Origin of the sequence: Leucobacter sp. MMO-125 (genome assembly GCF_037148395.1) — a bacterium.
In the GTDB taxonomy this organism is placed as follows: Bacteria; Actinomycetota; Actinomycetes; order Actinomycetales; family Microbacteriaceae; genus Leucobacter.
In genome coordinates this window covers 524,342-548,998 of sequence record NZ_JBBCTL010000001.1, presented here as the reverse complement: position 1 = coordinate 548,998, position 24,657 = coordinate 524,342, and the positions used below count along the sequence as shown (strand labels likewise).

22 protein-coding genes and 1 tRNA gene are annotated in these 24,657 nt (G+C 66.2%); 12 read left to right on the top strand and 11 right to left on the bottom strand.

All coding sequences use genetic code 11. The features are described from left to right. The first annotated feature begins 58 nt into the window (after window positions 1-58). From mnmA to WFI54_RS02520, 3 genes are all read left to right on the top strand, one after another. A complete protein-coding gene (mnmA, locus tag WFI54_RS02530) occupies window positions 59-1,252 on the top strand; it encodes a tRNA 2-thiouridine(34) synthase MnmA (protein ID WP_336651219.1) in 1,194 nt (397 codons plus the stop codon). Window positions 1,253-1,361: 109 nt separating this feature from the next. Then, complete coding sequence (gene ligA, locus WFI54_RS02525; RefSeq protein ID WP_336651218.1) at window positions 1,362-3,734, top strand: NAD-dependent DNA ligase LigA; 2,373 nt, start codon at window positions 1,362-1,364, stop codon at window positions 3,732-3,734. 115 nt (window positions 3,735-3,849) lie between these two features. Then, window positions 3,850-4,521 carry a haloacid dehalogenase-like hydrolase gene (locus WFI54_RS02520; RefSeq protein WP_336651217.1) on the top strand — a complete coding sequence of 224 codons (672 nt, stop codon included), beginning with the start codon at window positions 3,850-3,852 and terminating at the stop codon, window positions 4,519-4,521. A gap of 41 nt (window positions 4,522-4,562) precedes the next feature. Here the strand turns inward: WFI54_RS02520 and WFI54_RS02515 are convergent, their stop codons facing one another. The 3 genes from WFI54_RS02515 to WFI54_RS02505 form a co-directional block, all read right to left on the bottom strand. Next, the gene (locus WFI54_RS02515; RefSeq protein WP_336651216.1) at window positions 4,563-5,129 is read right to left on the bottom strand and encodes a hypothetical protein; all 567 of its coding nucleotides are present in this window, start codon (window positions 5,127-5,129) and stop codon (window positions 4,563-4,565) included. 12 nt (window positions 5,130-5,141) lie between these two features. After that, on the bottom strand, window positions 5,142-6,089 hold the full coding sequence (locus WFI54_RS02510) for an AvrD family protein (protein WP_336651215.1): 948 nt from the start codon (window positions 6,087-6,089) through the stop codon (window positions 5,142-5,144). 160 nt (window positions 6,090-6,249) lie between these two features. Next, window positions 6,250-6,936 (bottom strand): ScbR family autoregulator-binding transcription factor, encoded by a 687-nt coding sequence (locus WFI54_RS02505; RefSeq protein ID WP_336651214.1) that lies wholly within the window; start codon window positions 6,934-6,936, stop codon window positions 6,250-6,252. Between the two features lie 244 nt (window positions 6,937-7,180). On the opposite strand from WFI54_RS02505, the gene WFI54_RS02500 reads away from it, so the two are divergent. The 5 genes from WFI54_RS02500 to WFI54_RS02480 all read left to right on the top strand — a co-directional run bounded on the left by WFI54_RS02500 (window position 7,181) and on the right by WFI54_RS02480 (window position 12,564). Then, window positions 7,181-7,690, top strand: a complete 510-nt coding sequence (locus tag WFI54_RS02500; protein ID WP_336651213.1) for a hypothetical protein — start codon at window positions 7,181-7,183, stop codon at window positions 7,688-7,690. Between the two features lie 120 nt (window positions 7,691-7,810). Continuing rightward, window positions 7,811-8,146, top strand: a complete 336-nt coding sequence (gene gatC / locus WFI54_RS02495; protein WP_336651212.1) for an Asp-tRNA(Asn)/Glu-tRNA(Gln) amidotransferase subunit GatC — start codon at window positions 7,811-7,813, stop codon at window positions 8,144-8,146. A 10-nt stretch (window positions 8,147-8,156) separates the two neighbouring features. Next, on the top strand, window positions 8,157-9,692 hold the full coding sequence (gene gatA, locus WFI54_RS02490) for an Asp-tRNA(Asn)/Glu-tRNA(Gln) amidotransferase subunit GatA (RefSeq protein WP_336651211.1): 1,536 nt from the start codon (window positions 8,157-8,159) through the stop codon (window positions 9,690-9,692). Further along, the gene (gatB, locus tag WFI54_RS02485; protein WP_336651210.1) at window positions 9,692-11,209 is read left to right on the top strand and encodes an Asp-tRNA(Asn)/Glu-tRNA(Gln) amidotransferase subunit GatB; all 1,518 of its coding nucleotides are present in this window, start codon (window positions 9,692-9,694) and stop codon (window positions 11,207-11,209) included. The genes gatA and gatB overlap by 1 nt, the downstream gene beginning before the upstream one ends. A 194-nt stretch (window positions 11,210-11,403) precedes the next feature. Next, window positions 11,404-12,564 carry a glutathione S-transferase C-terminal domain-containing protein gene (locus tag WFI54_RS02480; RefSeq protein WP_336651209.1) on the top strand — a complete coding sequence of 387 codons (1,161 nt, stop codon included), beginning with the start codon at window positions 11,404-11,406 and terminating at the stop codon, window positions 12,562-12,564. 124 nt (window positions 12,565-12,688) lie between these two features. Here the strand turns inward: WFI54_RS02480 and glpK are convergent, their stop codons facing one another. The 3 genes from glpK to WFI54_RS02465 form a co-directional block, all read right to left on the bottom strand. Continuing rightward, the gene (gene glpK / locus WFI54_RS02475) at window positions 12,689-14,203 is read right to left on the bottom strand and encodes a glycerol kinase GlpK (RefSeq protein WP_336651208.1); all 1,515 of its coding nucleotides are present in this window, start codon (window positions 14,201-14,203) and stop codon (window positions 12,689-12,691) included. Between the two features lie 119 nt (window positions 14,204-14,322). After that, window positions 14,323-15,072, bottom strand: coding sequence for an MIP/aquaporin family protein (locus WFI54_RS02470; protein ID WP_336651207.1), 750 nt, complete (start codon window positions 15,070-15,072; stop codon window positions 14,323-14,325). A gap of 113 nt (window positions 15,073-15,185) precedes the next feature. After that, window positions 15,186-16,910, bottom strand: coding sequence for a glycerol-3-phosphate dehydrogenase/oxidase (locus WFI54_RS02465; protein WP_336651206.1), 1,725 nt, complete (start codon window positions 16,908-16,910; stop codon window positions 15,186-15,188). A 108-nt stretch (window positions 16,911-17,018) separates the two neighbouring features. Between WFI54_RS02465 and WFI54_RS02460 the strand changes: the two genes are divergently transcribed. Together WFI54_RS02460 and dinB are read left to right on the top strand one after the other, a co-directional pair. Beyond that, window positions 17,019-17,996, top strand: coding sequence for a sugar-binding transcriptional regulator (locus WFI54_RS02460; protein ID WP_336651205.1), 978 nt, complete (start codon window positions 17,019-17,021; stop codon window positions 17,994-17,996). 22 nt (window positions 17,997-18,018) lie between these two features. Beyond that, window positions 18,019-19,269, top strand: a complete 1,251-nt coding sequence (gene dinB, locus WFI54_RS02455) for a DNA polymerase IV (protein ID WP_336651204.1) — start codon at window positions 18,019-18,021, stop codon at window positions 19,267-19,269. Here dinB and WFI54_RS02450 read toward each other — a convergent pair. From WFI54_RS02450 to WFI54_RS02440, 3 genes are read right to left on the bottom strand one after another with little or no spacing between them, the layout of a single operon-like run. Further along, window positions 19,266-19,874 carry a DUF2017 family protein gene (locus WFI54_RS02450; protein WP_336651203.1) on the bottom strand — a complete coding sequence of 203 codons (609 nt, stop codon included), beginning with the start codon at window positions 19,872-19,874 and terminating at the stop codon, window positions 19,266-19,268. The two genes, dinB and WFI54_RS02450, sit on opposite strands and share 4 nt — an antisense overlap. After that, a complete protein-coding gene (gene clpS, locus WFI54_RS02445) occupies window positions 19,871-20,164 on the bottom strand; it encodes an ATP-dependent Clp protease adapter ClpS (protein WP_442918455.1) in 294 nt (97 codons plus the stop codon). Before clpS ends, WFI54_RS02450 begins: the two co-directional genes overlap by 4 nt. Window positions 20,165-20,177: 13 nt before the next feature. Beyond that, window positions 20,178-20,525, bottom strand: coding sequence for a metallopeptidase family protein (locus tag WFI54_RS02440; protein ID WP_336651202.1), 348 nt, complete (start codon window positions 20,523-20,525; stop codon window positions 20,178-20,180). A 180-nt stretch (window positions 20,526-20,705) separates the two neighbouring features. On the opposite strand from WFI54_RS02440, the gene WFI54_RS02435 reads away from it, so the two are divergent. Beyond that, window positions 20,706-20,778, top strand: a tRNA-His gene (locus WFI54_RS02435). A gap of 355 nt (window positions 20,779-21,133) precedes the next feature. Beyond that, entirely contained in the window at window positions 21,134-22,747 is a 1,614-nt protein-coding gene (locus tag WFI54_RS02430) for a SpaH/EbpB family LPXTG-anchored major pilin (RefSeq protein WP_336651201.1), read from the top strand. A 67-nt stretch (window positions 22,748-22,814) separates the two neighbouring features. On the opposite strand, the gene WFI54_RS02425 is transcribed toward WFI54_RS02430, so the two are convergent. Both WFI54_RS02425 and WFI54_RS02420 read right to left on the bottom strand, forming a co-directional pair. Then, the gene (locus tag WFI54_RS02425) at window positions 22,815-23,819 is read right to left on the bottom strand and encodes a ThiF family adenylyltransferase (protein WP_336651200.1); all 1,005 of its coding nucleotides are present in this window, start codon (window positions 23,817-23,819) and stop codon (window positions 22,815-22,817) included. Continuing rightward, window positions 23,819-24,586 (bottom strand): hypothetical protein, encoded by a 768-nt coding sequence (locus tag WFI54_RS02420; RefSeq protein WP_336651199.1) that lies wholly within the window; start codon window positions 24,584-24,586, stop codon window positions 23,819-23,821. Before WFI54_RS02420 ends, WFI54_RS02425 begins: the two co-directional genes overlap by 1 nt. Window positions 24,587-24,657 lie beyond the last annotated feature (71 nt).

The following is a 24,657-nucleotide window of genomic DNA, read 5'->3' as shown; positions in this document are numbered from 1 at the left end:
GCTCGCGAAGGATTTCTCCTACTGGGGTGTTCTGCGATGAACGCGTAAACTGTTTCGGATGAAGATTCTGGCGGCGATGAGTGGGGGAGTGGACTCCGCCGTGGCGGCAGCACGCGCTGTCGAGGCGGGGCACGATGTCGTGGGTGTGCATTTGGCGCTCAGCCGGATGCCCGGCACACTGCGCACCGGTTCCCGTGGCTGCTGCACCATTGAAGACGCAATGGATGCGCGCCGTGCCGCCGGGATGCTGGGGATTCCTTTCTATGTATGGGATCTCAGCGAGCGCTTCAAAGAAGACGTTGTTGACGACTTCATCGCGGAGTACGCGGCAGGTCGCACACCCAACCCGTGCATGCGCTGCAACGAGAAGATCAAGTTTGCCGCGCTGCTCGACAAGGCGATCGCCCTCGGCTTCGACGCCGTGGCCACCGGGCACTACGCGACGCTCGAAGACGGCCCGAACGGCCGTGAACTGCACCGCGCAAGTGCCTGGGCGAAAGACCAGTCGTACGTACTCGGCGTGCTTACCGAGCGGCAGCTCGCGCACTGTTACTTTCCGCTCGGTGACACCCCTTCGAAAGAGCTGATCCGGGCAGAGGCCGAGGATCGCGGGCTGCAGGTAGCCCAGAAGCCCGACAGCCACGACATCTGCTTCATCCCCGACGGCGACACGCGCGGGTGGCTCTCGGATCACCTGGCGCGCGAACCGGGGGAGATCCTGGATGAGTCAGGTGAGGTCGTCGGGCGCCACGACGGCGCCCACGGCTACACCGTGGGGCAGCGGCGCGGCCTGCAGCTGGGTCGGCCGGCACCCGACGGTCAGCCGCGCTACGTGCTCTCGATCCGCCCGGTTTCGAACCAGGTGGTGGTCGGCCCGAAGCAGAGCCTTGCCATCGGACGCATTGCGGGCGGGCGCTTCAGCTGGGCCGGCGAGCCCGGCTTCGATGTGAGCGAGACTTTCGACTGCGAGGTGCAGATTCGGGCGCACGCCGACCCTGTGCCGGCACGGGCCAGGCTCGAGCCGATCCTCGAGTCAGAGCGCACCGAGCAGCATCGGGCCGATGCGACGCACGAGATCGTGGTCGACATCGATCTCGCGCGCGCAGAGCCTCTGCTGGGGGTGGCGCCTGGCCAGACCGCGGTGGTCTACATCGGCACGCGGGTGCTCGGCCAGTTCACGATCGACAGGGCCGTGGCTGCTGCTACGCCTGCTGCTGCGCCCGCTGCGCCCACCGTCGTCACTGCTCACTGAGGTCGTCGGTGGGCAGTTTGAGCCCCGGCGAAACGACCACGCAGGTGACCTCACAGTGCGTGGCGGGCTGAGGGGCGCGAATGTCAGCGGTCGCTTCTAGACTGAAGAGGTGAACGAGAACCCGCCGATCCCCGAAACCTTCGATGAGGCTCGTGCTGAAGCCGAGCAGCTGACCGTCGAGATCGAGCGTCTGCGCCGCGCCTACTACTCCGAGGCGACGAGCCTGGTCTCAGACGCCGAGTACGACGAGATGTTCCACAGGCTCGAAGCTCTCGAACGCGCCTTCCCCGAACTCGCGGGCCAAGACAGTCCCACCCGTGAGGTGGGCGCCGCCGTTGTCTCCGCAGGCTTCCCCGAGCACGAGCACGCGGAACGCATGCTCAGCCTCGACAACGTCTTCTCGCTCGACGAGTTCCGCGAATGGGCCGAGAAAACCCAGGCGGCCGCCGGCCGCAAGGTGCGCTGGCTCACCGAGCTCAAAATCGACGGACTCGCGATCAGCCTCGCCTACCGCGATGGAGTGCTCGAAACCGCAACCACTCGCGGCGATGGGCGTGTGGGCGAAGACATCACCGAAAATATCGATCTCATCCCTGTCATCCCCCGCGAGCTGCACGGTGAGGGCATCCCCGAGTTCTTCGAGGCGCGCGGCGAGGTGTTCTTGAGCAGCGAAGATTTCGAAGCTCTCAACCGCCGCCAGCACGAACTCCAGGCTCAATCGGCCGCAGAGCAGCGGGCAAAAGGAATCCCAGAGGAGCGGATCGCGATCCGCTACCCAGAGTTCGCGAACGCCCGCAACACTGCAGCCGGCACCCTGCGCCAGCGAGCCGAGAAGAAGAACGAGACCGATCTGGCGCTCATGCGCGACAGGCTCGGGCGGCTGTCGCTCTACGTGCACGGCATCGGTGCCTGGCAGCAGCCCGGCATCGAGAACCAATCAGAGGTCTACGGGCTGCTCGCCGAGTGGGGGCTGCCGGTTTCACCCCACTCGCGGGTCTTCGACACTGTCGACGAGGTTGTCGAGTTCATCGCCGACCGCGGCGAGCACCGCCACGACGTCGAACATGAGATCGATGGCATCGTGGTGAAGATCGACGAACTCGAGCTGCACGCTGAGCTCGGCGAGACCAGCCGAGCCCCGCGCTGGGCCATCGCCTACAAATACCCGCCAGAAGAGGTGCACACCCGCCTCCTCGACATCCGCGTCGGCGTGGGTCGCACTGGCCGGGCCACCCCCTACGCGGTAATGGAACCTGTGAAAGTTGCGGGATCGACGGTGCGTCAGGCCACGCTGCACAACCAGCAAGTGGTGCAGGCAAAGGGCGTGCTTATCGGCGACACCGTGGTGCTCCGCAAAGCCGGAGACGTGATCCCCGAGGTGCTCGGAGCCGTGATCGAACTGCGAGACGGCAGCGAGGTCGAGTGGCGCATGCCCGAGCACTGCCCCGAGTGCGGCACACCCCTGCGCCCCATGAAGGAGGGCGACATCGACCTGCGCTGCCCGAACGCACGTGCCTGCCCTGCACAGGTGCGCGGCCGTGTCGAACACATCGGATCACGGGGCGCACTCGATATCGAGGTGCTCGGCGAGATCACCGCGGCCGCTCTCACCCAACCCGAGATTCCCGCCGTTCCACCACTCGAAACCGAGGCAGGGCTTTTCGACCTGAGCCTCGATGAGCTCGTTCCGATCACTGTCGTCGTGCGCGACAGCGAAACAGGCGAGCCTGTGATCGATGAAGAGACCGGTGAGCCGCGGCGACGCTCACCGTTCCAGCGCGTCGTGCTCGAGTATCCGCCCGCCGCTGCCGGGCTCGATGCCGCGGCACGGCGCAAGGCAGGTTTCCGCAAAAACCACCGTGTGGTGCTCCCCTCGAAAGACGCCGAGACCTTCCTCACCGAGCTTGAGAAGGCGAAGACGAAGCCGCTGTGGCGTCTGCTGGTCTCCCTGAACATCCGCCACGTCGGGCCGGTTGCGGCACGAGCGCTCGCGGAGTGGTTCGGTTCGCTCGATGCGATCCGCCAGGCCTCCGTCGAAGAACTCTCCGAGGTAGATGGCGTGGGCAGCATCATCGCCGAGTCGCTCAAGGAGTGGTTCGAAGTCGACTGGCATCGTGAGATCGTCGATCGCTGGGCCGCTGCAGGGGTGCAGTGGGCGACGCCAGGCCACCCTGGACCCGGTGCCGCGGTTGCCGAGGGCGGGGTGCTCGCTGGGCTTACGGTGGTCGCTACAGGCAGCCTCGAAGGGTTCACGCGAGACGGCGCCAAGGAGGCGATCATCCAGGCCGGCGGCAAGGCGGCGTCAAGCGTTTCGAAGAAGACCGACTTCGTGGCCGCCGGCCCCGGGGCAGGCTCGAAACTCGCCAAAGCTGAGGAGTTGAATATTCCGGTGCTCGACGCCGCGCAGTTCGCGGTGCTTGTCACCGAGGGCCCTGCGGCCCTGGCGCTGGCAGCGGGCGAGACCGAAGCATCTGAGGCCTGAAACAGGTTCAGATAGCACTGAAGTGAGCCGCGGGGAGTGACGGCTCACCGTTTGGCAGGGTTTCGCAGTCGGACGCAGCAGCACGGCACCCCGGCCGCGCTACGATGATCGCATCATGCACAGTGACGCCGAGGCTCCCTCAGAGCTGTACGTTTACGACCTCGACGGGGTGATCACCACGCGTGACACCTTCGTCGCACTGCTGCTCGGGCGTCTGCGCGCCTCTCGGCTTCGATATGCGCGAGCGCTTCCGCTGATCGCGGGGTGGGCTGCGAGCCGCACCACTGCGAGTCGATCGGCCTTCGCCCAGCGCATCACACGGGTGGCGCTGCGAGGGCTGTCGGAGGAGGCGTACGCGCAGCTTGCCCAAGGCTTCGGTGCCCGCGTCGGCGTGGATCCTGCGTGGATCAGGCAGAGCACGGTGCAGCGCATCAGGGCACAGCACGAATCTGGCGCGCAGATAGTGATTGCGACCGCGACGGAGCAGCGGCTCGCGGAATCGCTGCTGCGGGCGGCCGGGGTGCCCTACGACATGCTCTGTGCTTCATTGCTCGCGGCGGCCCCTGATGGTATGCGGTTCGTGGATCATCGGATGGGGCAGCGCAAGGCCGATGCCTTGATTGAGCATGCGGTGCCGATGGCTGCGGCGGAGTTCGCCACCGATTCTGCCGCAGACCTTCCCACGGCGCGGCTCGCGAAGCGCCTGGTGCTGATCGGGTCCTCGCCCAGCACCCGTGAGCGCTTCGCCAACGAGGGGCTGAGCTTCGAGCTCGGCCCGGAAGGCTGACTCACCGGTTTCTCGGCTCGACAGGCGAGCCCGCCCGTTGCTCAACGCTGCGGGACGACGCTCCCGAGCACGTAGTGGAGGGCGGCGTGCAGGCGCGGCCCGACCTCTTCCCAGCGGCCGTGAAAGCCGACGAGATCTTTCGTGCCGAAGCCCACGGCTACCAGGGTCCAGGCGACCTCATCGATGTTCGTGTCGGGGCGGAGTTCTCCGGCTGCGGCGGCTTCTGTGAGCGCACCCGTCAAAAAGGTGTGCCAGGTCGCGTAGGGGTCGATCCGCCGCTCAGGAAACTCCGTGCGTGATTCTGCAGCGAGGCGCATGCCGGCGCGCACCAGCACATTGCCTGCCATCAACTCGCCCACCTCGTCGAAGGCGCAATAGAGGCGTTCGAGGGGGCTTGAAGCGCGTCGGGCTGCGGCTGCCTGAGCACCGCGCATTGCGGTGCCCTCGGCGTTGAGCACGGCGACGCCCAACTCGTGCCTGGTGGGCGGTCGGCCCGCGAGCGCGTCGACGTCACCCGCGAGCATCCAGTTGAGCTGAGCGCTGTGGTACCCGCGCAGCGCGAACTCTTCTGCTGCCGCAAGCAGCATGGTGTCGTCAATCCTGGTCATATCGGTTGCCCCCTACCGCCCAGTCGAAGCTGGCGTCTGCTCGTCGAAGAATGCGAGTTTCGCGCTTGCGACAATGCCGTCGCTGGAGCGCGATTCCACCTGCAGGTCGTGCACCTTCGTGCCGTCGCGCACCCAGGCGCGGTCGTGGACGAGGCGCGTCTCAGTGGTGATCCGAGCGCCGAGCGGCGTTGAACGGCCGGTGGCGCGAATGTTCATGGTGCGCATCCAGAGGTTGCCCATTCCTGCGCGGGTAATGCCTTTCGCAAGGCAGACCACTGCCTGGCTCATCTGCCCCATGGTGACGAGGTAGTCGATGACGGTGATCGATGGCCACCGTGCCCCTTCGATGCCGCCGTAGCAGCCGATCGACGACTCGTTCTCTGTGAACTCGTGTTCTGCGCTGATGCTCGAAGCGGCCCTGTCCACCTGGGAGATGCGGGTTTGGGAGCTCACTGCACGCAGCGCTGCCGGGTACGTGGGGGCGGATCCGGGTGGAATGCGAAGGGACGGGGTGTCTCCGTGTCGCCCACCTTCGCGCAGGCCGATGCGCGTGCGGATGTTGCCGGCGGTCGCCTCGATGACAACGTCTTCGCCGTTGCCGTTGCCGGCTTGTGTGGAAAACGCGAGTGGCACCCGGGTGAGGTCGAGCCAGGGTGTTCGGCCGGATCTCAGTTCGACGCTTGAGACGCGGGCGGTCTCGTTTGTGCGGCCGACCGTGACTTGGGCTTGGGTCGCCATCAGTGTGAGCACCACGGCATCGACCGAGCTGAGGTGGGTTTCTCGTGGTTGCCCTGCAGCGTCGAGCGACCAGGCCTCGGGGTAGTGCACGGCGAAGTCTGCGAGGCCGGGGCGGGCTGCGCGCATCTGGTAGGTGACGTCTTTGTAGCCAGCACCGAAGTAGCGTTCCCCGGCAGCGCCGAGCCAATGCTCGAGCGACAGTTCTTGAACATCTGCGGGCACGCGGTCTCCTCGAGATCTTGCTGTGCTCAGCACTGAGCGGGGTGAGTGGTGGGGGAGCACGAGGGGTGGATCCCCGGTCTCGCGGGCTTAGCTTAACTCGTACGTTCGTCTTGCTTCAAAACGACACGTTGGCGGATTGGGGCGGCGGTGCCGCCGTTGGCTAGGAGGTGGTGTCTGCGTCGCCTGTCGGAGCGTGGGCGTCGGCGTAGACGCTGCGGATCATGGTGACGGCATCTTCGCGGAGCTTGGCGGGTACGAGCCCGTCGACCGAGCCGAGCCACATCGTTGCGAGTGATTCGCCGAGTCGGTCGATGTTCTGTCGGGCCATCGCGAGTGACAGGATGCCTGCGAAGTGCGCGACGAGGTATTCGGCGTGCTGGCTCGGGGTGAGGCGGCTTTCGAGTTCGCCAGTTGCAAAGGAGGCGCGGAGATCTTCGGTGACGGCCTGGATCCAGTCGGCGTAGAACCCGGAGACGTCTCCGGTGAACTCTTCTTTTTCGAAGGAGAGGGCCATGCCTGCGCGCACGATCGGGTCGGATGCGATTTGCTCGGCAAGTGCGCGAGACACGTGCACGAGTTTCTGCAGGGTGCCGTCGAGTGGCTTGGTGATCTCTTCGATGAGCCGCAATGAGCGATGGTGCTGCTCTTCGGTGATCGCCTTGGCGATGCTCTCCTTCGTGCGGAAGTGGAAGTAGATGGATCCGATGGAGATCCCCGACTCTTCTGCGATGCTGCGAATGCTCACGGTGCCGTAGCCGTGTTTCATGAACTCGGAAGCGGCACCATCGAGAATGCGAATCTGCGTATCCCGCCCACGATCCTGCGCTGCCGTTCTGCGCTGCGTCACCCTGCACCCTCTCCCGTCGCGACTGCCCCCGCCCCAGCTTAGTCGTGATCGATTCTGTGGCGGTCGGCCCGAGTGTGCTCGGGTCTGGTGATGTTTTGGGCTCAGGCCACGATACGATAAGTAAAGCGATCGTTCCAGTTATTTGTTGGTGCGGGTCGCTGGTACGTTTCGAAACGCGGGCTGGGCATGTCGGTTCAGCGGATCGGATCGCTGGAACGAGGGGGCGTTCGAAGCCCATGAAAGGGTGGCGTGGCGCATCGTGAATCGGCTCAGTCTTGATTCTCCGTCCAGCCTTGAGGTGCTGGCTTCGCGCCTGCTGCCTGGTGCGCCACTGCGACTCCAGGATCAGGAAATGCGCGTTGCGGGCCTGGTTTCTTGCCAGGACGCGAAAGATGGGTGGCTTGAAGCGTACCTTCGGGGCACCGGATCGGCGATGTGGCTCGTGATCGAGCACCGCCGGGGACGCGCCGGCGTCACCATGTGGCAGCGAGCCACGACCGATTGCCTGCCGACGTCATTCGTCACGGCGAGAGACCCGCAGATGCTTGTGGGAACCGCGAATTTCTGGGCCATCGGCTCGTTCGGCGGTATGCAGATCCCGCCCAGGGGAACGCTGCAGTACTTCGAGAGTTTCGACCCGCATCGCACCGCCGAGCGCTTCGGCGGAGGTCGGTGGCTGCTCGGGCGCGAGATCGGCAGAGAAGCAGCCCTCACCAGCATCAGCGCTCAGCTCTTCAGCAGCGAGGTCGTCTGAACGCTGAGGCGGTCGGTGGCCTGCGCTCACGCGGGCGCGGCATGCAGAGCTTCGCCCCACCCTCTCCTCGGTAGGATGGTGTGGTTCACCGAACTTTTCATAACGTCACGATGGAGCAGCATGCCTGACACCCCTGCGGCAGAACGCGCTGGGGCGAGCGGCGAGATCACGGCGCAGACCGTGCAGCATCTCGCCGGACTCGCCCGGATCGCCCTCACCGACGCGGAGATCGATTCGCTCACCACTGAGCTCGACTCGATCCTCGCCAACATCGCCAAGGTGAGCGAGGTCGCACGCGCCGACGTGCCGGCCACGAGCCACCCGATTCCGCTGAGCAACGTCACCCGGGCCGATGAGGTAGCCGACGTGCTCACACGCGAGCAGGCGCTGGCAAACGCACCCGAGACGAGCGACGGCATGTTCCGCGTTTCCTCGATCCTCGGTGAAGAGCAGTAAGGCGAACGGCATGAGTGAACTGATCAGACTGACCGCGGCGGAGCTCGCCGCGAAGCTCTCCTCTGGCGAGGTCTCCTCCGAGGAGGCCACGCGCGCCCACCTCGACCGCATTGCGGCCGTTGATGGTGCCCTGAACGCCTTCCTCGCGACCGATGCCGAGGCATCGCTCGCGGCGGCCCGCGACATCGACGCCCGCCGCGCTGCCGGTGAGGCCCTTGGCGAGCTCGCCGGCGTGCCTCTCGCCGTGAAAGATGTGCTCGTCACCACCGACATGCCCTCCACCTCGGGCTCCAAGATTCTCGAGGGCTACCGCTCACCCTACGATGCGACCGCCGTTGCCAAGGCCCGCGCGGCCGGGCTCATCAGCATCGGCAAGACCAATATGGACGAGTTCGCGATGGGCTCCTCCACCGAGAACTCCGCCTACGGCCCCACCCGCAACCAGTGGGCGGCCGACCGGGTGCCCGGCGGCTCCGGCGGCGGTTCGGCCGTGGCTGTTGGCGCATTCGAGGCGCCGCTTGCGCTGGGTTCTGACACGGGCGGCTCGATCCGCCAGCCCGCCGCGCTCACCGGCACTGTTGGCGTCAAGCCCACCTACGGCGGTGTCAGCCGCTACGGGGCCATCGCGCTCGCCTCATCGCTCGACCAGATCGGCCCGTGCGCCCGCACCGTGCTCGACACGGCGCTGCTGCACGACGTCATCGCAGGTCACGACCACCACGATTCGACCTCGCTCGATTTCGCTTGGCCGTCGATGGCGGAGGCCGCCAGAGGCGGTGCCGATCCGGCAAGCCTCAAGGGGCTGCGCGTCGGCGTGGTGAAGCAGCTCATGGTTGACGGCCTGCAGCCGGGTGTGAAGGCCCGCTTCGATGAGGCACTGGCACTGCTCGCAGCGCAGGGCGCCGAGATCGTGGAGATCGACGCCCCTCACTTCGAGTACGCCGTCGCAGCGTACTACCTGATCCTGCCCGCCGAGGCTTCCAGCAACCTGGCCAAGTACGACTCCGTGCGTTTCGGCCTGCGCGTCACCCCCAAGGGCGGCGGCACCGTCGAGAGCGTGATGAGCGAGACCCGCGCCGCAGGGTTCGGCACCGAGGTGAAGCGACGCATCATTCTCGGCACCTATGCCCTCTCGGCCGGCTACTACGATGCCTACTACGGCAGTGCGCAGAAGGTGCGCACCCTCATTCAGCGCGACTTCGCCAGCGCCTTCGACAAGGTTGACGTGATCGCCTCGCCCACCGCGCCCACGACAGCGTGGCAGCTCGGTGCCCACGGCGGCGATCCGCTGCAGGATTACCTCAACGACGCCACCACGATCCCCGCGAACCTCGCGGGAATCCCCGGACTCAGCCTGCCGATCGGCACTGCGAGCGAGGACGGCCTGCCCGTGGGCCTGCAGCTCATGGCTCCCGCTTTCGAGGATGCCCGCCTGTACCGCGCGGGATCCGCCATCGAAAGCCTCATCACCGAGCGCGACGGATCTCCGTTCTGGGCGCAGGCGCCCTCCCTTGCAGGTGCTTCGACTGGAGAGGCGGCGAACTGATGGCCAAGACCAAGCTGATGGACTTCGAGCGGGCCCTCGAACTGTTCGAGCCGGTGATCGGCCTCGAAGTGCACGTCGAGCTCAACACGAAGACCAAGATGTTCTCTTCGGCACCCAACACCTTCGGTGCTGAACCGAACACGAACCTCACCCCGGTGTGCCTCGGCCTGCCCGGTTCGCTGCCCGTGGTCAACGAGCAGGCGGTGCGCGGATCGATCAGCCTCGGCCTCGCGCTCGGATGCGAGATCGCCGAGGTTTCGGGCTTCGCTCGGAAGAACTACTTCTACCCCGACATGGCGAAGAACTACCAGATCTCCCAGTACGACGACCCCATCGCGTACGACGGCTCCGTGGAGATCGAGCTCGCATCGGGGCGTGTTGTGCACGTGCCCATCGAGCGCGCCCACATGGAGGAAGACGCAGGTAAACTCAACCACGTTGGCGGTTCGACGGGCCGTATCCAGGGCGCTGAGTACTCTCTTGTCGACTACAACCGCGCCGGCGTGCCGCTCGTGGAGATCGTGACCCGCCCCGTTTTCGGCGGCGAGGCCGACACCCCTGAGATCGCGGCCGCCTACGTGGCGACCATCCGCGAGATCGTGATCGCGCTCGGCATCTCGGACGCCCGCATGGAGCGTGGCAACCTGCGTTGCGACGCGAATGTGTCGCTGCGCCCCCGCGGCAACGAGGGTGCCGGCATGTCCGTGCTTGGCACCCGCACCGAGACGAAGAACGTGAACTCGCTGCGTTCGATCGAGCGCGCGGTGCGCTTCGAGATTCAGCGGCAGGCTCAGATTCTCGCCGACGGCGGCTCCATCACGCAGGAGACCCGCCACTGGCATGAAGACACGGGAGAGACGTCGCCCGGCCGCCCGAAGAGCGACGCCGACGACTACCGCTACTTCCCTGAGCCCGATCTCGCGCCGCTCACCCCGTCGCGTGAGCTTGTCGAGGGGCTGCGGGCCCAGCTGCCCGAGCACCCGACTCTGCGCACCCGCCGTTTGAAGCAGGAGTGGCAGTACAGCGCGCTCGAGTTCCAGGACGTGGTGAACGCCGGCCTGCTCTCGACCATCGAGGCCACTGTTGCGGCCGGCGTGCCGCCGCAGACGGCGCGCAAGTGGTGGACCGGCGAGGTCGCGCGCATCGCGAACGAGCGCTCGGTTGCGCCCGCCGATCTCATCACTCCGCAGCAGATCGTTTCCGTCGTCGAGCTCGTCGATGCCGGCACCCTCAATGACAAGCTGGCGCGTCAGGTCATCGCCGGCATCATCGACGGTGAGGGCACCGCCGCTGAGATCGTTGAGGCACGTGGGCTCGCGATCGTCTCCGACGATGGCGCGCTCATCGCGGCAGTCGATGCGGCGCTCGCCGAGCAGCCGGATGTGCTCGCAAAGATTCGCGACGGCAAGGTGCAAGCCGCCGGCGCGATCATTGGCGCCGTCATGAAGGCGATGCGCGGGCAGGCCGACGCGGCCCGTGTGCGTGAGCTGGTGTTGGAGCGCGCCGGCCAGGAGTAGCACCGCGCGTGTGTTCGACAGGATGCCCCGGGAGCGTTCGCCGCTCCCGGGGTATTCTGCTGCGTGGGCACCCCTGACCGCGCAGAACCGTGGTGCCGATGCACCGGAACGGGAGTCGGCTGGGAGGCCGTGAAGAATTCCGCTCTAGAATCGCCCGCATCCGGTTTTCGCCGGCCGCACCGAGGAGGCCCCGCATGTCGAACGACGCACCTGCAGCCCACCCAGTCAGCGCTGCGCCCGAGAACGAGCACTCGACACGAGGTGCCTACGTCACCAGCGGTGCCGAGTTCACGCGCGACACGCACTACATCGAGGATCGGATCGTGGCGGATCCGGCGGCGATCCGGGGGCTGCCCGCACCGCCGCCCTCCAAGATCGGCTCGCTCGGCTTCGGGCTGAGCGAGGGGGCCGAGGCGTGGCCGGTCGAACCGAGCCGCTACAGGCTCGTCGCGGCCAACGCCTGCCCGTGGGCGAATCGCACCGTGATCGTGCGGCGGCTGCTGGGGCTCGAAGAAGCGATCTCGCTCGCCCGGCCCGGCCCCACGCACGATGCGCGATCCTGGACCTTCGATCTCGATCCCGGGGGACGTGACCCGGTGCTTGGCACCGAGCGTCTGCAGCAGAACTACTTCGCCCGCTTTCCGGGCTATCCGCGGGGCATCACGGTGCCTGCCATCGTCGATATCCCCTCAGGCGGGGTCGTCACGAACGACTACCCTCAGATCACACTCGACTTCTCAACCCAGTGGCGCGAATATCACCGCGAGGGCGCACCCGATCTGCTGCCCGATGCGCTGCGGCACGAGATGTGGCCCGTGATCGAGCGGGTGTTCACCGAGGTGAACAATGGCGTCTACCGCTGCGGCTTCGCGGGCAGCCAGGAGGCGTACGAGGCGGCCTACGTGCGCCTCTGGGAGGCGATGGATTGGCTTGAGGAGCGGCTTTCGACGCGGCGCTATCTGATGGGCGGCACGATCACGGAGGCAGATGTTCGCCTCTTCACCACGCTCGCCCGCTTCGACCCCGTCTATCACGGGCACTTCAAGACGAACCGCAGTAAGCTCGCCGAGATGGATCACCTGTGGGGGTATGCCCGGGATCTGTTTCAGACGCCCGGCTTTGGCGACACGATCGACTTCGTGCAGATCAAGCAGCACTACTACATCACGCACGAAGACGTGAACCCCACGGGCATCGTGCCGGTGGGGCCAGATCTCGCCGGCTGGCTTGAACCTCACGATCGTGCGCGGCTCGGTGGTGAGCCGTTCGGTGACGGCACCCCACCCGGGCCGGTGCCCGAGGGGGAGCGGATCGCTGCCGGACACAACCCCCTGTATCCGCTCGAAGCGGAGTAGCGATCGGCGGCAGCGGCGACGGTCGGCCGGAACGACCCGGCGCAGCAGCGGCGACCACGCGCAGCAGTGAGGCCGGGGCGGTGGGATCTCCTCCCGCCGCCCCGGCCTCACTGCTGCGATACGCTTACTTCACGTCTTCGTCGACCCAGTCCATCGACTTGGTGACGGCCTTGCGCCAGTTGCGCAGCTGACGGTCGCGCTCGGCTTCGTCCATCTCGGGCTCCCAACGGCGATCCTCCTGCCAGTTGGCCGAGAGATCGTCGAGGCCGTTCCAGAACCCGACCGCGAGGCCGGCCGCGTAGGCCGCGCCGAGGGCGGTGGTCTCAGCGACGACCGGGCGCACCACCGGAACCCCGAGCACATCGGCTTGGAACTGCATGAGCGCGTTGTTCGCCACCATGCCACCGTCGACCTTGAGCTCGGTGAGGTCGACGCCTGCATCCGCGTTGACGGCGTCGAGCACATCGCGCGTCTGGAACGCGACGGCCTCGAGCGCTGCCCGTGCGATGTGGCCCTTGTTGGCGTAGCGGGTGAGGCCCACGATCGCGCCGCGGGCGTCCGGGCGCCAGTAGGGGGCGAACAGGCCGGAGAACGCGGGAACGATGTACACGCCGCCGTTGTCGGGCACGCTCGCCGACAGCTCTTCGACCTGCGGCGCCGACTCGATGATGCCGAGCTGGTCGCGCAGCCACTGGATGAGCGAGCCCGTCACTGCGATCGAGCCTTCGAGTGCGTAGTGGGTGGGGGCGTCGCCCAGCTTGTAGCCGACGGTAGTGAGCAGGCCGTTCTTCGAGTGGACGATCTCTTCGCCGGTGTTGAAGATGAGGAAACAGCCGGTGCCATAGGTGTTCTTCGACTCGCCGGCCTCGAATGCGGCCTGGCCGAAGGTGGCTGCCTGCTGATCGCCGAGAATGCCGGCGATGGGGGTTTCGCGCAGCAGCGACGAGTCTTCGGCGTGGCCATAGACCTCGGAGGAGGAGCGGATCTCGGGCAGCATTGAGCGCGGCACACCGAAGGCTTCGAGGATGTCGTCGCGCCACTCAAGCGTTTCGAGGTCCATGAAGAGGGTGCGCGAGGCGTTGGTGACATCGGTGGCGTGCACGCCGCCCTCGGCACCGCCGGTCAGGTTCCAGAGCACCCAGCAGTCGGTGGTGCCGAAGAGCAGATCGCCGGCTTCGGCGGCTTCGCGGGCGCCCTCGACGTTCTCGAGGATCCACGCGATCTTCGTGCCGGAGAAGTAGGTCGCGAGCGGCAAGCCCACGATCTGCTTGAACCTGTCGGTGCCGCCGTCGGCTGCGAGGCGGTCTACGATGTCCTGGGTGCGGGTGTCCTGCCAGACGATCGCGTTGTAGACGGGCTGGCCGGTTTTCTTGTTCCAGACCACGGCGGTCTCGCGCTGGTTGGTGATACCGATCGCGGCGATGTCGTGGCGGGTGAGGTCGGCGCGGCCGAGCGCGATGCCGATCACCTCTTGCACGTTCTGCCAGATCTCCGCGGCGTCGTGCTCGACCCAGCCGGCCTGCGGCATGATCTGCTCGTGCTCCTTCTGGCCGACGGAGATGATGGATCCCGAGCGGTCGAAGATGATGGCGCGGCTCGAGGTGGTGCCCTGGTCGATGGCGATGACGTACTTGGACATGGGATTCCTTTCGATGCGGCGAGGCGGCGGTGCTTCGCCGGGGTGTGGGGAGGGGGCGGCCTTTGGGGCCGGCCCCCTCCGCAGATGATCGGTGCGGCGGGGGTATCCCGCGTGACGAGTTATGCCAGGGAGAGCAGTGCGGGAGCGGCGAATGCTGCAATCGCGCCGCCCACGAGCGGGCCGAAGACCGGCACCCACGCGTAGCCCCAGTCGCTGCCGCCCTTGCCCTTGATCGGGAGGATTGCGTGCGCGATGCGGGGGCCGAGGTCGCGGGCAGGGTTGATGGCGTAGCCCGTGGGGCCACCGAGCGAGGCGCCGATGCCCACGACGAGCAGGGCGACGGGCAGAGCGGTGAGCGGTCCGAGGCCGCCGGGAACGCCGACGTTGACGTCGCCGTAGTCAGCGAAGGCAAGGATCACGAAGACGAGCACGAAGGTGCCGATGACCTCGGTGATGAAGTTGGCGCCGTAGGAGCGGATCGCCGGGCCGGTCGAGAATACGCCGAGCTTGTTCGCGGCCTCGGGCTCATCATCGAAGTGCTGCTTGTAGGCGGCCCAGCAGAGGATCGCGCCGATGATCGCGCCGACCAGCTCAGCGGCGAATGCGACGAAGAACATGGGGGCGGTGATGGTGCCTGCGATGAGCAGGCCGATGCCGACCGCGGGGTTCAGGATCGCGCCGGAGTAGGCGGAGGCGAGAACGCCGGCGAAGACCGCGAGCCCCCAGCCCCAGTTGACCATCAGGAAGCCTCCCGCGTTGCCCTTCGTCTTTGCGAGGGCCACGTTGGCGACGACGCCGCAGCCGAGCAGCACCAGCATGGCGGTGCCGACCATTTCGGAGAGGAAGTAGAGTCCCAGATTGATGTCCATAGTTGTCTCCATTGACCTTTCGGGTGACTCCTGACGCGCCACCGTGGCGGGTCAGGGTGCATAAGAAGCGGTGGATTCGCGAGCCGGATGCGGCTCGGAGGGGAGCTGATCGCTCACCCTGCGGTGAATGAGCCTCCCTTCGAGGGATCGATGCGGTGCGCGTTGCGCAGCAGCTCGATGGTGCGGTCTACCTCTGCCGTGATCGTACCCTCATCCCAGCCGAGTGCGGGAGCGATCGCTGCCGCGGCGGCTCGGATGCGCGGCTCGGTGAGCCCGCCAACGAACGCGATGGAGGTGCGGCGCAGCAGAAGGTCGTCGAGGTGCACCACCTGCTCGGTGGCTGCGAGGTGAGCGAGCTCGGCGGCGGTGTAGCCGGGCAGCTCTGGCAGTTCGGGGTCTTGCTCGGGCGTTGCTGCCATCACCTCAGTGGCGCGGGTACCGTAGCGGTCGAGCAGCACTGAAACACGACCGCGGTCGCGCCCGTCTGCGTGGGCGGCGAGCCAGCGCAGCCGGGAGGCAGCATCGACGGGGTAGCCGTCGCCACCACCGACGGCGAGTTTCTCGGTGCTCACCCGGCGCTGCTTGCCGAGCTGACCCATCGCCTCATCGGCGAGGTGTTCTGCGAGCGCGCGGAAGGTGGTCCACTTGCCGCCGACGAGGCTGAGCACGGGAGTGGAGCGGTGCTCGGTGGCAACGATGCGGTAGTCGCGGGAGACGAAGCCGGGTGCGGTGTCGTCGTGGCGGGGGAGCGGCCGGATGCCGGAGAAGGAGTAGACGATGTGCGAGCGGTCGACGGCGATCTTGGGGAAGACATGGTGCACGAGATCGAAGAAGTAGTCGACCTCGTCGTCGGTGCAGACGACGGGCTTTGCGGGGTCGGCGTCGATGTCGGTGGTGCCGACGAGTACGCGGTTCTTGAGCGGGTAGATCAGCACGATGCGCCCGTCGGAGTGCTCGAAGAAGATCTCCCTGCCACCGGTTGCGGCGAGGAGCTCGGGGTGGTCGAGCACGATGTGCGAGCCCTTCGTGCCTCCCATGTAGCGGGTGGTGTCGCCGAGGGCCTCGTTGGTGATGTCGGTCCAGGGGCCGCTGGTGTTGAGAATGAGGCGTGCTGAGAAGTCGAACTCCTCGCCGGTGACCTCGTCGCGCAGGCGTACGCCGTGCTCGGAGCTGCCTACTGCCGGGAGGTAGTTCGCGGCGCGGGCGCGGTCGCCGCCCGCGAGGAGGCCGTCGTTGAGCACGTCGAGCGCGAGGCGCTCGGGGTCGTGCATTGAGGCGTCGAAGTAAGTGGCCGTGTACTTGAGATTGGAGTTGAGCTGCGGCAGCTCCTTCAGCGACTGCGCTTTGCCCAGGAAGCGGTGGCGGGGCACCTGGCCGCCTGCGCGCGAGAAGGTGTCGTAGATCATGAGGCCGATTTTGATGAGTGCAGCGCCGCGTTCGTTCGGCTTACCCCGACCGTGGGTGACGAGCAGCCGGAAGGGTGCCGAGAGAATGCCCGAGAATGTGGAGTAGATCGGGATCGTGGTCTTCAACGGGCGCACGTAGTGGGGTGCGTTGCGTACGAGCCTGTTGCGCTCGGTAACCGACTCTTTGACGAGCCGGAACTCGCCGTTCTCGAGGTAGCGAATGCCGCCGTGCACCATGTGGCTCGACGCAGATGATGCACCCGAGACAAAATCGGCGCGCTCGACGAGCGCAACGTCGATGCCCTGCAGGGCGAGATCGCGGAAGGTGGCGATGCCGTTGATGCCGCCGCCGATGATGAGCACGTCCGCGTGGGGGCGCGCGCGAAGCTGCTCGACCGATGGGCGTGATGCTGCTGCTGGGCGCTCGTTCATTTCCAGAACCTTTCGAGACTGTTTCGGCCAGAATGCTCCACATCTGAACCGAATTGCAAAGTTGTTGCACATATGTGCAGAATGGTGCGTGATCGGAGGCTTCACACCATGGCCGAACGGCAGAGTCCTGCGAAAACGCGCGACGCACTGCGCGCAGCCCAGCTCTACTACCAGCAGAACCTCACCATGGAGGCGATCGCCGAAGACCTGCGGGTATCGCGCTCATCCGTCTCTCGCCTGCTCACCCACGCCCGTTCCACGGGGCTCGTCGAGATCCGCATCCACTCGCCGCAGGAGGCGCGCTCCCGCATTGAACAGCGCTTTTCAGAGCGCTTCGGCGTCACCGCGCATGTTGTGCCAGGATCCGACAGACAGTCCGAGCACGAACGGCTGGAGCGCACGGCGCAGGCCGCGGCCCAACTCATCGCCGGTGCCGTGGCGCCGCGCACCACGATTGGCGTGGCATGGGGGTCGACGGTGAGCGCCGTCGCCCGCAGCCTGCCACGAAAACCGACAGCCGAAACCCGAGTCGTGCAGATGAACGGTGCCGCGAACGGGCGCACGACGGGAGTCTCCTACGCCACAGGCCTGCTCGGAGGCTTCGCCGGCGCATTCTCAGCCGAGATCTACGAGTTTCCGGTGCCCGCCATCTTCGACGACCCCGCTACCCGCACCGCGCTCTGGCGAGAGCGGGCCGTAAGCCGCGTGATCGACCTGCAAGCCTCGGTCAACCTGTTCGTCTTCGGCCTCGGATCCCGCATCGGCGATCCGCGCTCCCACATCTACTCTGGCGGCTACCTCGGCGCAGAAGATCTGCGCTCCCTGGTCGAGCAGAGCGTCGTGGGCGACTGCGCCACAGTTTTTTACAAGGCCGATGGCAGCACTGAGGGAATCGCGATGAACGAACGTTCGAGCGGGCCCCGCTTCGACGTGGTGAGGCGCATCCCGCAGCGACTCTGCGTGGTCTCGGGCGCCGCGAAGCGCGACAGCCTGCGCGGTGCGCTCGCTGCCGGCATCATCACCGACCTCGTCGTCGACGAAAGCCTCGCCAGGCAGGTGCTCGCAGTCGACAGCCCTGCCACGTGAACCCCGTGAGAGAATGACGGGTATGAGCGACGGCCCGGGCGACACCGCTGCGGGAGTTTCCGCTGGCGTTCGCACCTCGGCCTCGATCCTGCACGTCGACATGGATTCCTTCTTCGTGTCTGTCGAACTGCTCGACCGCCCAGAGCTGCGGGGGCTTCCCGTCGCCGCAGCCCACGACACCGTGCGCTCAGTGGTGTCGAGCGCGAGCTACGAAGCCCGCCGCTTCGGGGTGCGATCCGCCATGCCCGTGGCCCGCGCCAAACAGCTCTGCCCCCAACTGGTGCTCGTGCCGCCCACCTTCGAAAAATACAGGCGCGCCTCCCGCGAGGTGATGGCGATCTTCGAGGAGTTCACCCCGCTCGTCGAGCCGCTCAGCATCGACGAAGCGTTCCTCGATGTTGCCGGCTCTGTGCGCCTTTTCGGCGAGCCTGGCGAGATCGCCAGGCGCCTGCGCGAGCGGATACGCGAACGCACCGGGCTGCCGGCCTCGGTGGGGCTCGCCGGCACGAAGTTCGTGGCCAAGCTTGCGTCGCAGCGCGCCAAGCCCGACGGTGTGCTCGAAATCCCGCCGGCCCGCACACTCGAATTCTTGCACCCGCTGCCCGTCGAGGCGATGTGGGGTGTGGGGCGCGCCACAGCAGGAGCGCTGCAGGCCCGCGCGATCCGCACCGTTGCAGATCTTGCACGCGAGCCGCTGCCATCGCTCGAACGGATCGTGGGGCCCGCGAACGCACGCAGGCTGCACGAGCTCGCGAACGGACGCGACGCGAGACGCATCGAAACCTCGCGCGTCGAGAAGAGCATCGGCCACGAAGAAACCTTCGCCAACGACGAACGCGACGCCCGCGTGCTGCACCGTGAACTGCTGCGCCTCGCCACCCGCACAGGGGAGCGGCTGCGCGCAGCCGACGTCGAAGCCCGCACCGTGTCGATCAAGGTGCGATGGGAGAACTTCGACACCGTCACACGTTCGCGCACGCTGCCCGAGGCCACGAACTCGTCTCAGCGCATCTATCGCACCGCCGTCGAACTCTTCGAAGCTCTGGGTGCCGCAGGGCGCCCAGTGCGACTCATCGGCGTGCGTGCAGAGCAACTGCTAGCGGCTGGCAGCGAAGCCGCCGCGCTCTGGAGCGATGACGAAGACTGGCGTGCCGTTGACCAGGCCGTCGATGAGGTGCGCGACCGATTTGGCGCCTCCGGTGTGCGCCCCGCGAGTTTGCTGCGGGAGCGCGACGAGATTGTCGATCCCCGCTCTCTGCAGCCGCCTGCCTAAACGCTGAAACTGCCCGGCCCGAACGAGTCGTCGCTCTCGTCGCCGCGATCCGCCGCCATGATTGCGAGCACCGATTCGAGGATCGCGGCGAGCCAATCGAACACCATCACCGTGCCGCGCGTCTCATCGTCGTCGAGCAGTGCGGCGTGATCTTCGGCGGCGTCCAGGCCGATGCGAGCCGCTATCGCGAGTCGCAGCGCCGTCAGCGTGCGTGCCCAGGCGGGTAGTTCGGTGGCCACGATGTCGACCTCGACCGTGCGCTCCTCGTTCGGCATGCCACCGCCCAAGCCGAGCGCTGAGGTGAGCTGCATCGCGTCTTGCATCTTGCGGTTGAGTAGCCCCTGCTCGGTGACGCGCCGGAACGCACCGGCCTCTTCGTCACCCGCGTACGCGTCGGGGAAGAGCCTCGCGAGCGCGGGATCATGCGGTGCCTCATCGGAGCCCCCGACCTCAAGGCTCGCGAACAGCGGATCCGGGTCGAGTGCGGTGCTGCTGTGGCTCTGCAGCAACTGGATCAGTTGCGTCACCAATTGATCCAGCATCGCGGCCTCGTCATGCTCCAAGAGCAGTCGCAGCCCGCCGTTCTGCAGCGGCAGCAGTCTCATGCCTCGCCCGCCTGCCGCACCGTGGCCCACAAACCGTATCCGTGCATCGCCTCAACGTGCATCTCCATCGCCTCGCGGCCACCCTCGGCCACGACCGCGCTGCCGCGATGGTGCACCCGCAGCATCAGCTCCTCTGCCTGATCCCGCGCAAAACCGAAGTGGGTTTGAAACACGTATGCGACGTACGACATCAGATTCACGGGATCGTCCCATACGACCGTCTGCCACACTGGGTCGGTGGTGGCCTGGGGTGTCTCGTGTCGTTGAGTGCCCGTTCTCGTTGCGCTTATAGTGACCACCGCATTACCCCCACCCGAGTTCGTGGATGCGCTCCTCGGAAATGCCGTAGAAGTGCGCGATTTCGTGCACGAGGGTGACACGGATCTCACGCACCAGCTCTTCGCGGTCGCCGCAGTGCTCAAGCAGTGTCTCGCGGAACAGGATGATGCGGTCGGGTTCTTCGCCGTAGCCGTACACGTCTCGCTCGGCGAGGGAGAAGCCCTCGTAGACGCCGAGGATGTCGCTGCCATCGGCGGGGCGATCTTCGACCAGGAAGATCACGTTGTCGAGCTGGGCGAGCATGTCGTCGTGCAGCGAATCGAGGCCTTCAGCGACCAGCGATTCGAACTCCTCGTGCGACATCTCGAGCATGTTTTCACCCTACACAGATGCGCTGACGTGCGCGTGGGAGTTTCGGGGTGAAAGTTGCCCGGGCGAGGGGTGGTGCGGGTGCGCCGCCCCCGGCGTGTGTGTCGGTTTGGCGAAGCGGGGGAGTTGTGGGCTATGATCGTGGGGTTGCCTCGTTCGCCCCCGGCGAGTGTGGTCAGCATGGTGGCTATAGCTCAGTTGGTAGAGCACCGGCTTGTGGTGCCGGTGGTCGCGGGTTCAAGTCCCGTTAGCCACCCTGATAAATCGGCCCCGACGTTCGCGTCGGGGCCGATTTTTTGTGTGGTGCGGATCGCCTGCGCTGTGCGGGGTCACGCACTCTCGGGGTGCTCTGCTCTGCTCTGCTCTGCTCTGCTCTGCTCTGCTCTGCTCTGCCCTGCCCCTCTCCGAGCCTGCACCACTGCGACCCTGTGCCGCGGTTCAGGGTGGGGATCGCAGTTCGGGTGGGGGTGAAAGTGAGGGTGAAATGTTGATGCGTTTGGGGCTTGTGCGTTTGGGGTGCCTGTAGCGTTGACGGGAAACCCGGGTCGATCGGTGCGTTGAGGGGAACGACGCGGCAACGGGGGAGTTAGATCGACCTTGGGGGTGCTGCTATGCATGAAGAAGTTCGGGGTGCGCGGATGCGTGCGCCCAGGTATGGCCGGCGGCTGAGCGCCGCGGTAGCTGCTGTCGCGTTGGGTGCGACCGCGCTAATGGGGGTGGCGGTATCGGCTGCTTCGGCTGCGCCGTCGAATATCGACCCGAGCACGCCGCGGTCGCTCACCATTCACAAGCTGTCACAGCCCGCCACGGCTGGCGTTGCTGGTGATGGTTCGGAGCTCGCGCCGGAGAGCCTGCCGGCTGATGCGCTTCCTCTGAACGGGGTTGAGTTCACGGTGCAGCAAGTGACCGCTGTGGGTGGCAAGTCTGTCGATCTGAACACTGACGCAGGGTGGGCCACGATCCAGCCGTACCTCAACGGCACCACTCCCTTCGTGCCGGGCAATGCGACCCTGGGTGCGCCGGTGAAGCAGGTGACCGCGAACGGTGGCCTGGCAGTGTTCAACACGCTGCCGGTGGGGTTGTTCTACGTGACCGAGACGAACCCGGGGCCGAACTCGATCAAGGCACCCGCGCAGCCGTTCCTCGTGACGTTGCCGATGCCCACCAAGGACCCCGGTGTGTTCCGCTACGACGTGCACGCGTATCCGAAGAACACCCTCGGTGATCAGCCGTACATGGTGAAAACCGTTGACGATCGCTCCGCGCATGCGGTGGGCGACACGGTGACCTGGACAGTATCCATTCAGATTCCGAACAGCCAGGGGTATGTGGTCGACTCGGTTGATTTTTTGGATAGGCCGGAGGGGTGGACCTGGGGAGAATACAATCGGCCGTACCTGCTGCGGACCGGTGTCGGGAAGGCCTGGAGCGGTCCAGAGGCCAAGCCAGATCTCATCTATTTTACTGAGCCCGGTGGGGTCCGCACCGACGGTTCTTCGCAGTGTGGCTCTCCGGGCGGTCCTGCGTTCTTTTGCTCTGGTGAGGGGATCAAGCCGGGCACATTGATCGAGCTCGTGTACGAGACGAAAGTGAACGAGCTTCCAGCAAATGGTGTCGTGCGCAATCAAGCGGAAGTCGGAGTGAATGAAACGAACATGACGTCTGAGTCGCAAACGCTGTGGGGCAAAGCGCAGTTCACGAAGCACGCTGTAGGTGACACCTCGAAGGTGCTTGCGGGTGCCGAGTTCCAGATCTTCGCCGACAAGGCCGCAGCCGACGCTGCAGCAGCACGGGTTGCTGCGGGCCAGCCGGTGACCACCGGCCTCACATTCGAGACATCGACGTTCAACCCCGACGCTTACTCCTGGATTCCGACTCGAACCCAAACCCTCACCTCCGACGCGAACGGCATTGTCACCGTTCCTGGCCTCAAGGCCTCGCAGGCCGGTATCAAGTATTGGGCTGTCGAGACGAAGGCTCCTGCGGGCTATGTCGCTTCGACCACCCCGACCGAGTTCACTGTCACCCCGAGTGCTACCCCTACGGGTGCTGCCGCGGTGCACGTGCCCAACCAGATGCGCCAGGCCGGCGCCCTCCCCGTGCTCGGCGGGGCCGGGATGACCGCCATCGGTATCGGGGGCGCGATCCTCATCGCCGGTGGCCTGCTCTTCGCCGTCTTCGGCCGCCGCAAGCGCGACACCGAGCACACCCCCGCAGCCGCCTAACCCCGGCAGCACGCAGAAGCCTCCCGCCCCCTGAGGTTGTCGAAGGGGGCGGGAGGCTTTGGTGTGCTCAAGGACGGGATGCTTCGGGGGAACCAAACCCGAGCCCGCGAGACCCGGTGCCCGGCACCCTGCACTCCTCAGAGCGGCGGGCGATATCCGCTGGCGTGTACTCCGCGCGCGGATTGAAGCCCAGCTGCTGCCGTGCCGCCGCGAACATCAAATGCCGCAGGTGCGAGGCCCGCCCCGCCCGCAGCACGCGGGTGCGCAGCAGATACGCGTCGGTGTAGGCCACGCGCGGCGCCCAGATGGGGGAACGGCGACGGTTGGAGATCCCCGCCGTCAGGTGCAGAAACGCCTGCGCGGTGCCGATAGCGGAAGCCGCATCGACGCCGATCGAGATTGACGGCAGCGGGGCCGGTGCCGCGTCGTCAGATCCCATCACAGCCTGCAACGATCGCAGATCGGTGTAGCCCGGAATGTAAGGCAGGCAACGACTGAGATCGACACCGGCCTCAGCGATCTCATCGAGCGGAGCGTCAGAGCTGAAACCCATGAAACGCTCGAAGGTCCACGACGAACGCGGTGCGAACGAGGTCACCTGCGCGGCGAAGCCCACGTTCATCACCAGCAGATCGGGAATGCCCTGCGACCGCGCCCGCCGAGCAATGAGAGATCCGATCTCGGGCTTCGTGAGCTCCGATTCATCAAGCACCAGCGAGGCGCCGCGCATGAACGCCTCGACGTTGTCAGGGGTGACGCCGTCGAAGAACACCTCAACCTCGGCGTCCGGGTTGATGTCGAGCACCCGATCACGGAACACCTCCGCCTTGCGCCGCCCGAACGTCGACGTGCTCGCACCCTCCACCCGGTTGACGTTCTCGGGCTCGAACACCTCGGGATCCGCAATGCTGAACCGCGAAACCCCCATGCGCGCAAGCTTCAAACCCAACTGGAAACCGTCGCCACCGACCCCCGCGATCGCAACGCTCGCCGACATGAGCGCCTGCTGTTCCGGCTCGCTCCAGAACCCGTAGTTGCGCGAGAACTCGGGTGACGAGATACGACGCGCCATCAGGCTGCCCGATCTCGGGAAGCGCCGGCGACGCGACCGAAGAAGGTCATGTCTGGTTCCGCCTGCCGATAGCGATCGACAAAATCGCCATTGCGGGCATTCGCCAACACAGTGGATGCGGCAATATCGATCTCGATGGGCATGTTGTAGTCGAGGTAGTGCTCGACATACCTCGCCTCACCGATGGACTCGATGGAGATGATGCCCCGCAGATGACGCTCAAGCCACGGCTCGATAATCGCGAAGGTGCGACCGAGCTCGTGGTTCGCCACGTAGGCGAGCATCATCGTGAACAGATGCCACTGCACCAGGTCTTGCATTGCTGCAGACTCGTGGCGCGCGATCACGCGAGACACCTCGACACTGTGCGCGGCGAGCGCCTCGTCGGCGAAGGAATCCGGACAGAACTCCTCGACGGGAAGTGCCAGGACATCGCCCCGCACAATGAGCCGCGAGACGCCCAGCACGCGCACCCCGGAACGGTGATTCTCGAACACGCCGAACGTCACCGAGCGGGCGTCGTCAGCATCGCGATCAGTGCCATCCTCGTGCAGATCGCTGACATCGAGCTGGCCGGTCTGGTCGACGTAGACGCGCCTGCGCAGATCGAAGTGCGCGCGATATTCCGCTTCGAGCCCCGGCACCGCCACACCATCGACGGCAATGATGCCACACGCGAGCCGCGCAGCGGAGTCAGCGGCGAACAAGCCCGACGCGACGACGGGAATCACCTCATGATTCGTAATGTCGCGATCAATGCGAGACAACTGAGCTGACCCCCTGCGTGCTGTAAATCCCCTGCAACATACCGTCCACGCTTCCCCCGCACTCCGAGCGC

What these genes read in the sequence shown, in the direction of transcription:
- mnmA (WP_336651219.1), top strand. Translation starts at nt 59, where the DNA reads ATGAAGATTCTGGCGGCGATGAGTGGGGGAGTGGACTCCGCCGTGGCG.
- WFI54_RS02515 (WP_336651216.1), bottom strand. Translation starts at nt 5,129, where the DNA reads ATGACCAGGATTGACGACACCATGCTGCTTGCGGCAGCAGAAGAGTTC.
- WFI54_RS02440 (WP_336651202.1), bottom strand. Translation starts at nt 20,525, where the DNA reads ATGCTCGAGATGTCGCACGAGGAGTTCGAATCGCTGGTCGCTGAAGGC.
- WFI54_RS02430 (WP_336651201.1), top strand. Translation starts at nt 21,134, where the DNA reads ATGCATGAAGAAGTTCGGGGTGCGCGGATGCGTGCGCCCAGGTATGGC.
- gatB (WP_336651210.1), top strand. Translation starts at nt 9,692, where the DNA reads ATGGCCAAGACCAAGCTGATGGACTTCGAGCGGGCCCTCGAACTGTTC.
- dinB (WP_336651204.1), top strand. Translation starts at nt 18,019, where the DNA reads ATGAGCGACGGCCCGGGCGACACCGCTGCGGGAGTTTCCGCTGGCGTT.
- WFI54_RS02470 (WP_336651207.1), bottom strand. Translation starts at nt 15,072, where the DNA reads ATGGACATCAATCTGGGACTCTACTTCCTCTCCGAAATGGTCGGCACC.
- gatC (WP_336651212.1), top strand. Translation starts at nt 7,811, where the DNA reads ATGCCTGACACCCCTGCGGCAGAACGCGCTGGGGCGAGCGGCGAGATC.
- WFI54_RS02520 (WP_336651217.1), top strand. Translation starts at nt 3,850, where the DNA reads ATGCACAGTGACGCCGAGGCTCCCTCAGAGCTGTACGTTTACGACCTC.
- WFI54_RS02460 (WP_336651205.1), top strand. Translation starts at nt 17,019, where the DNA reads ATGGCCGAACGGCAGAGTCCTGCGAAAACGCGCGACGCACTGCGCGCA.
- WFI54_RS02450 (WP_336651203.1), bottom strand. Translation starts at nt 19,874, where the DNA reads ATGAGACTGCTGCCGCTGCAGAACGGCGGGCTGCGACTGCTCTTGGAG.
- WFI54_RS02425 (WP_336651200.1), bottom strand. Translation starts at nt 23,819, where the DNA reads ATGGCGCGTCGTATCTCGTCACCCGAGTTCTCGCGCAACTACGGGTTC.
- WFI54_RS02465 (WP_336651206.1), bottom strand. Translation starts at nt 16,910, where the DNA reads ATGAACGAGCGCCCAGCAGCAGCATCACGCCCATCGGTCGAGCAGCTT.
- glpK (WP_336651208.1), bottom strand. Translation starts at nt 14,203, where the DNA reads ATGTCCAAGTACGTCATCGCCATCGACCAGGGCACCACCTCGAGCCGC.
- gatA (WP_336651211.1), top strand. Translation starts at nt 8,157, where the DNA reads ATGAGTGAACTGATCAGACTGACCGCGGCGGAGCTCGCCGCGAAGCTC.
- WFI54_RS02480 (WP_336651209.1), top strand. Translation starts at nt 11,404, where the DNA reads ATGTCGAACGACGCACCTGCAGCCCACCCAGTCAGCGCTGCGCCCGAG.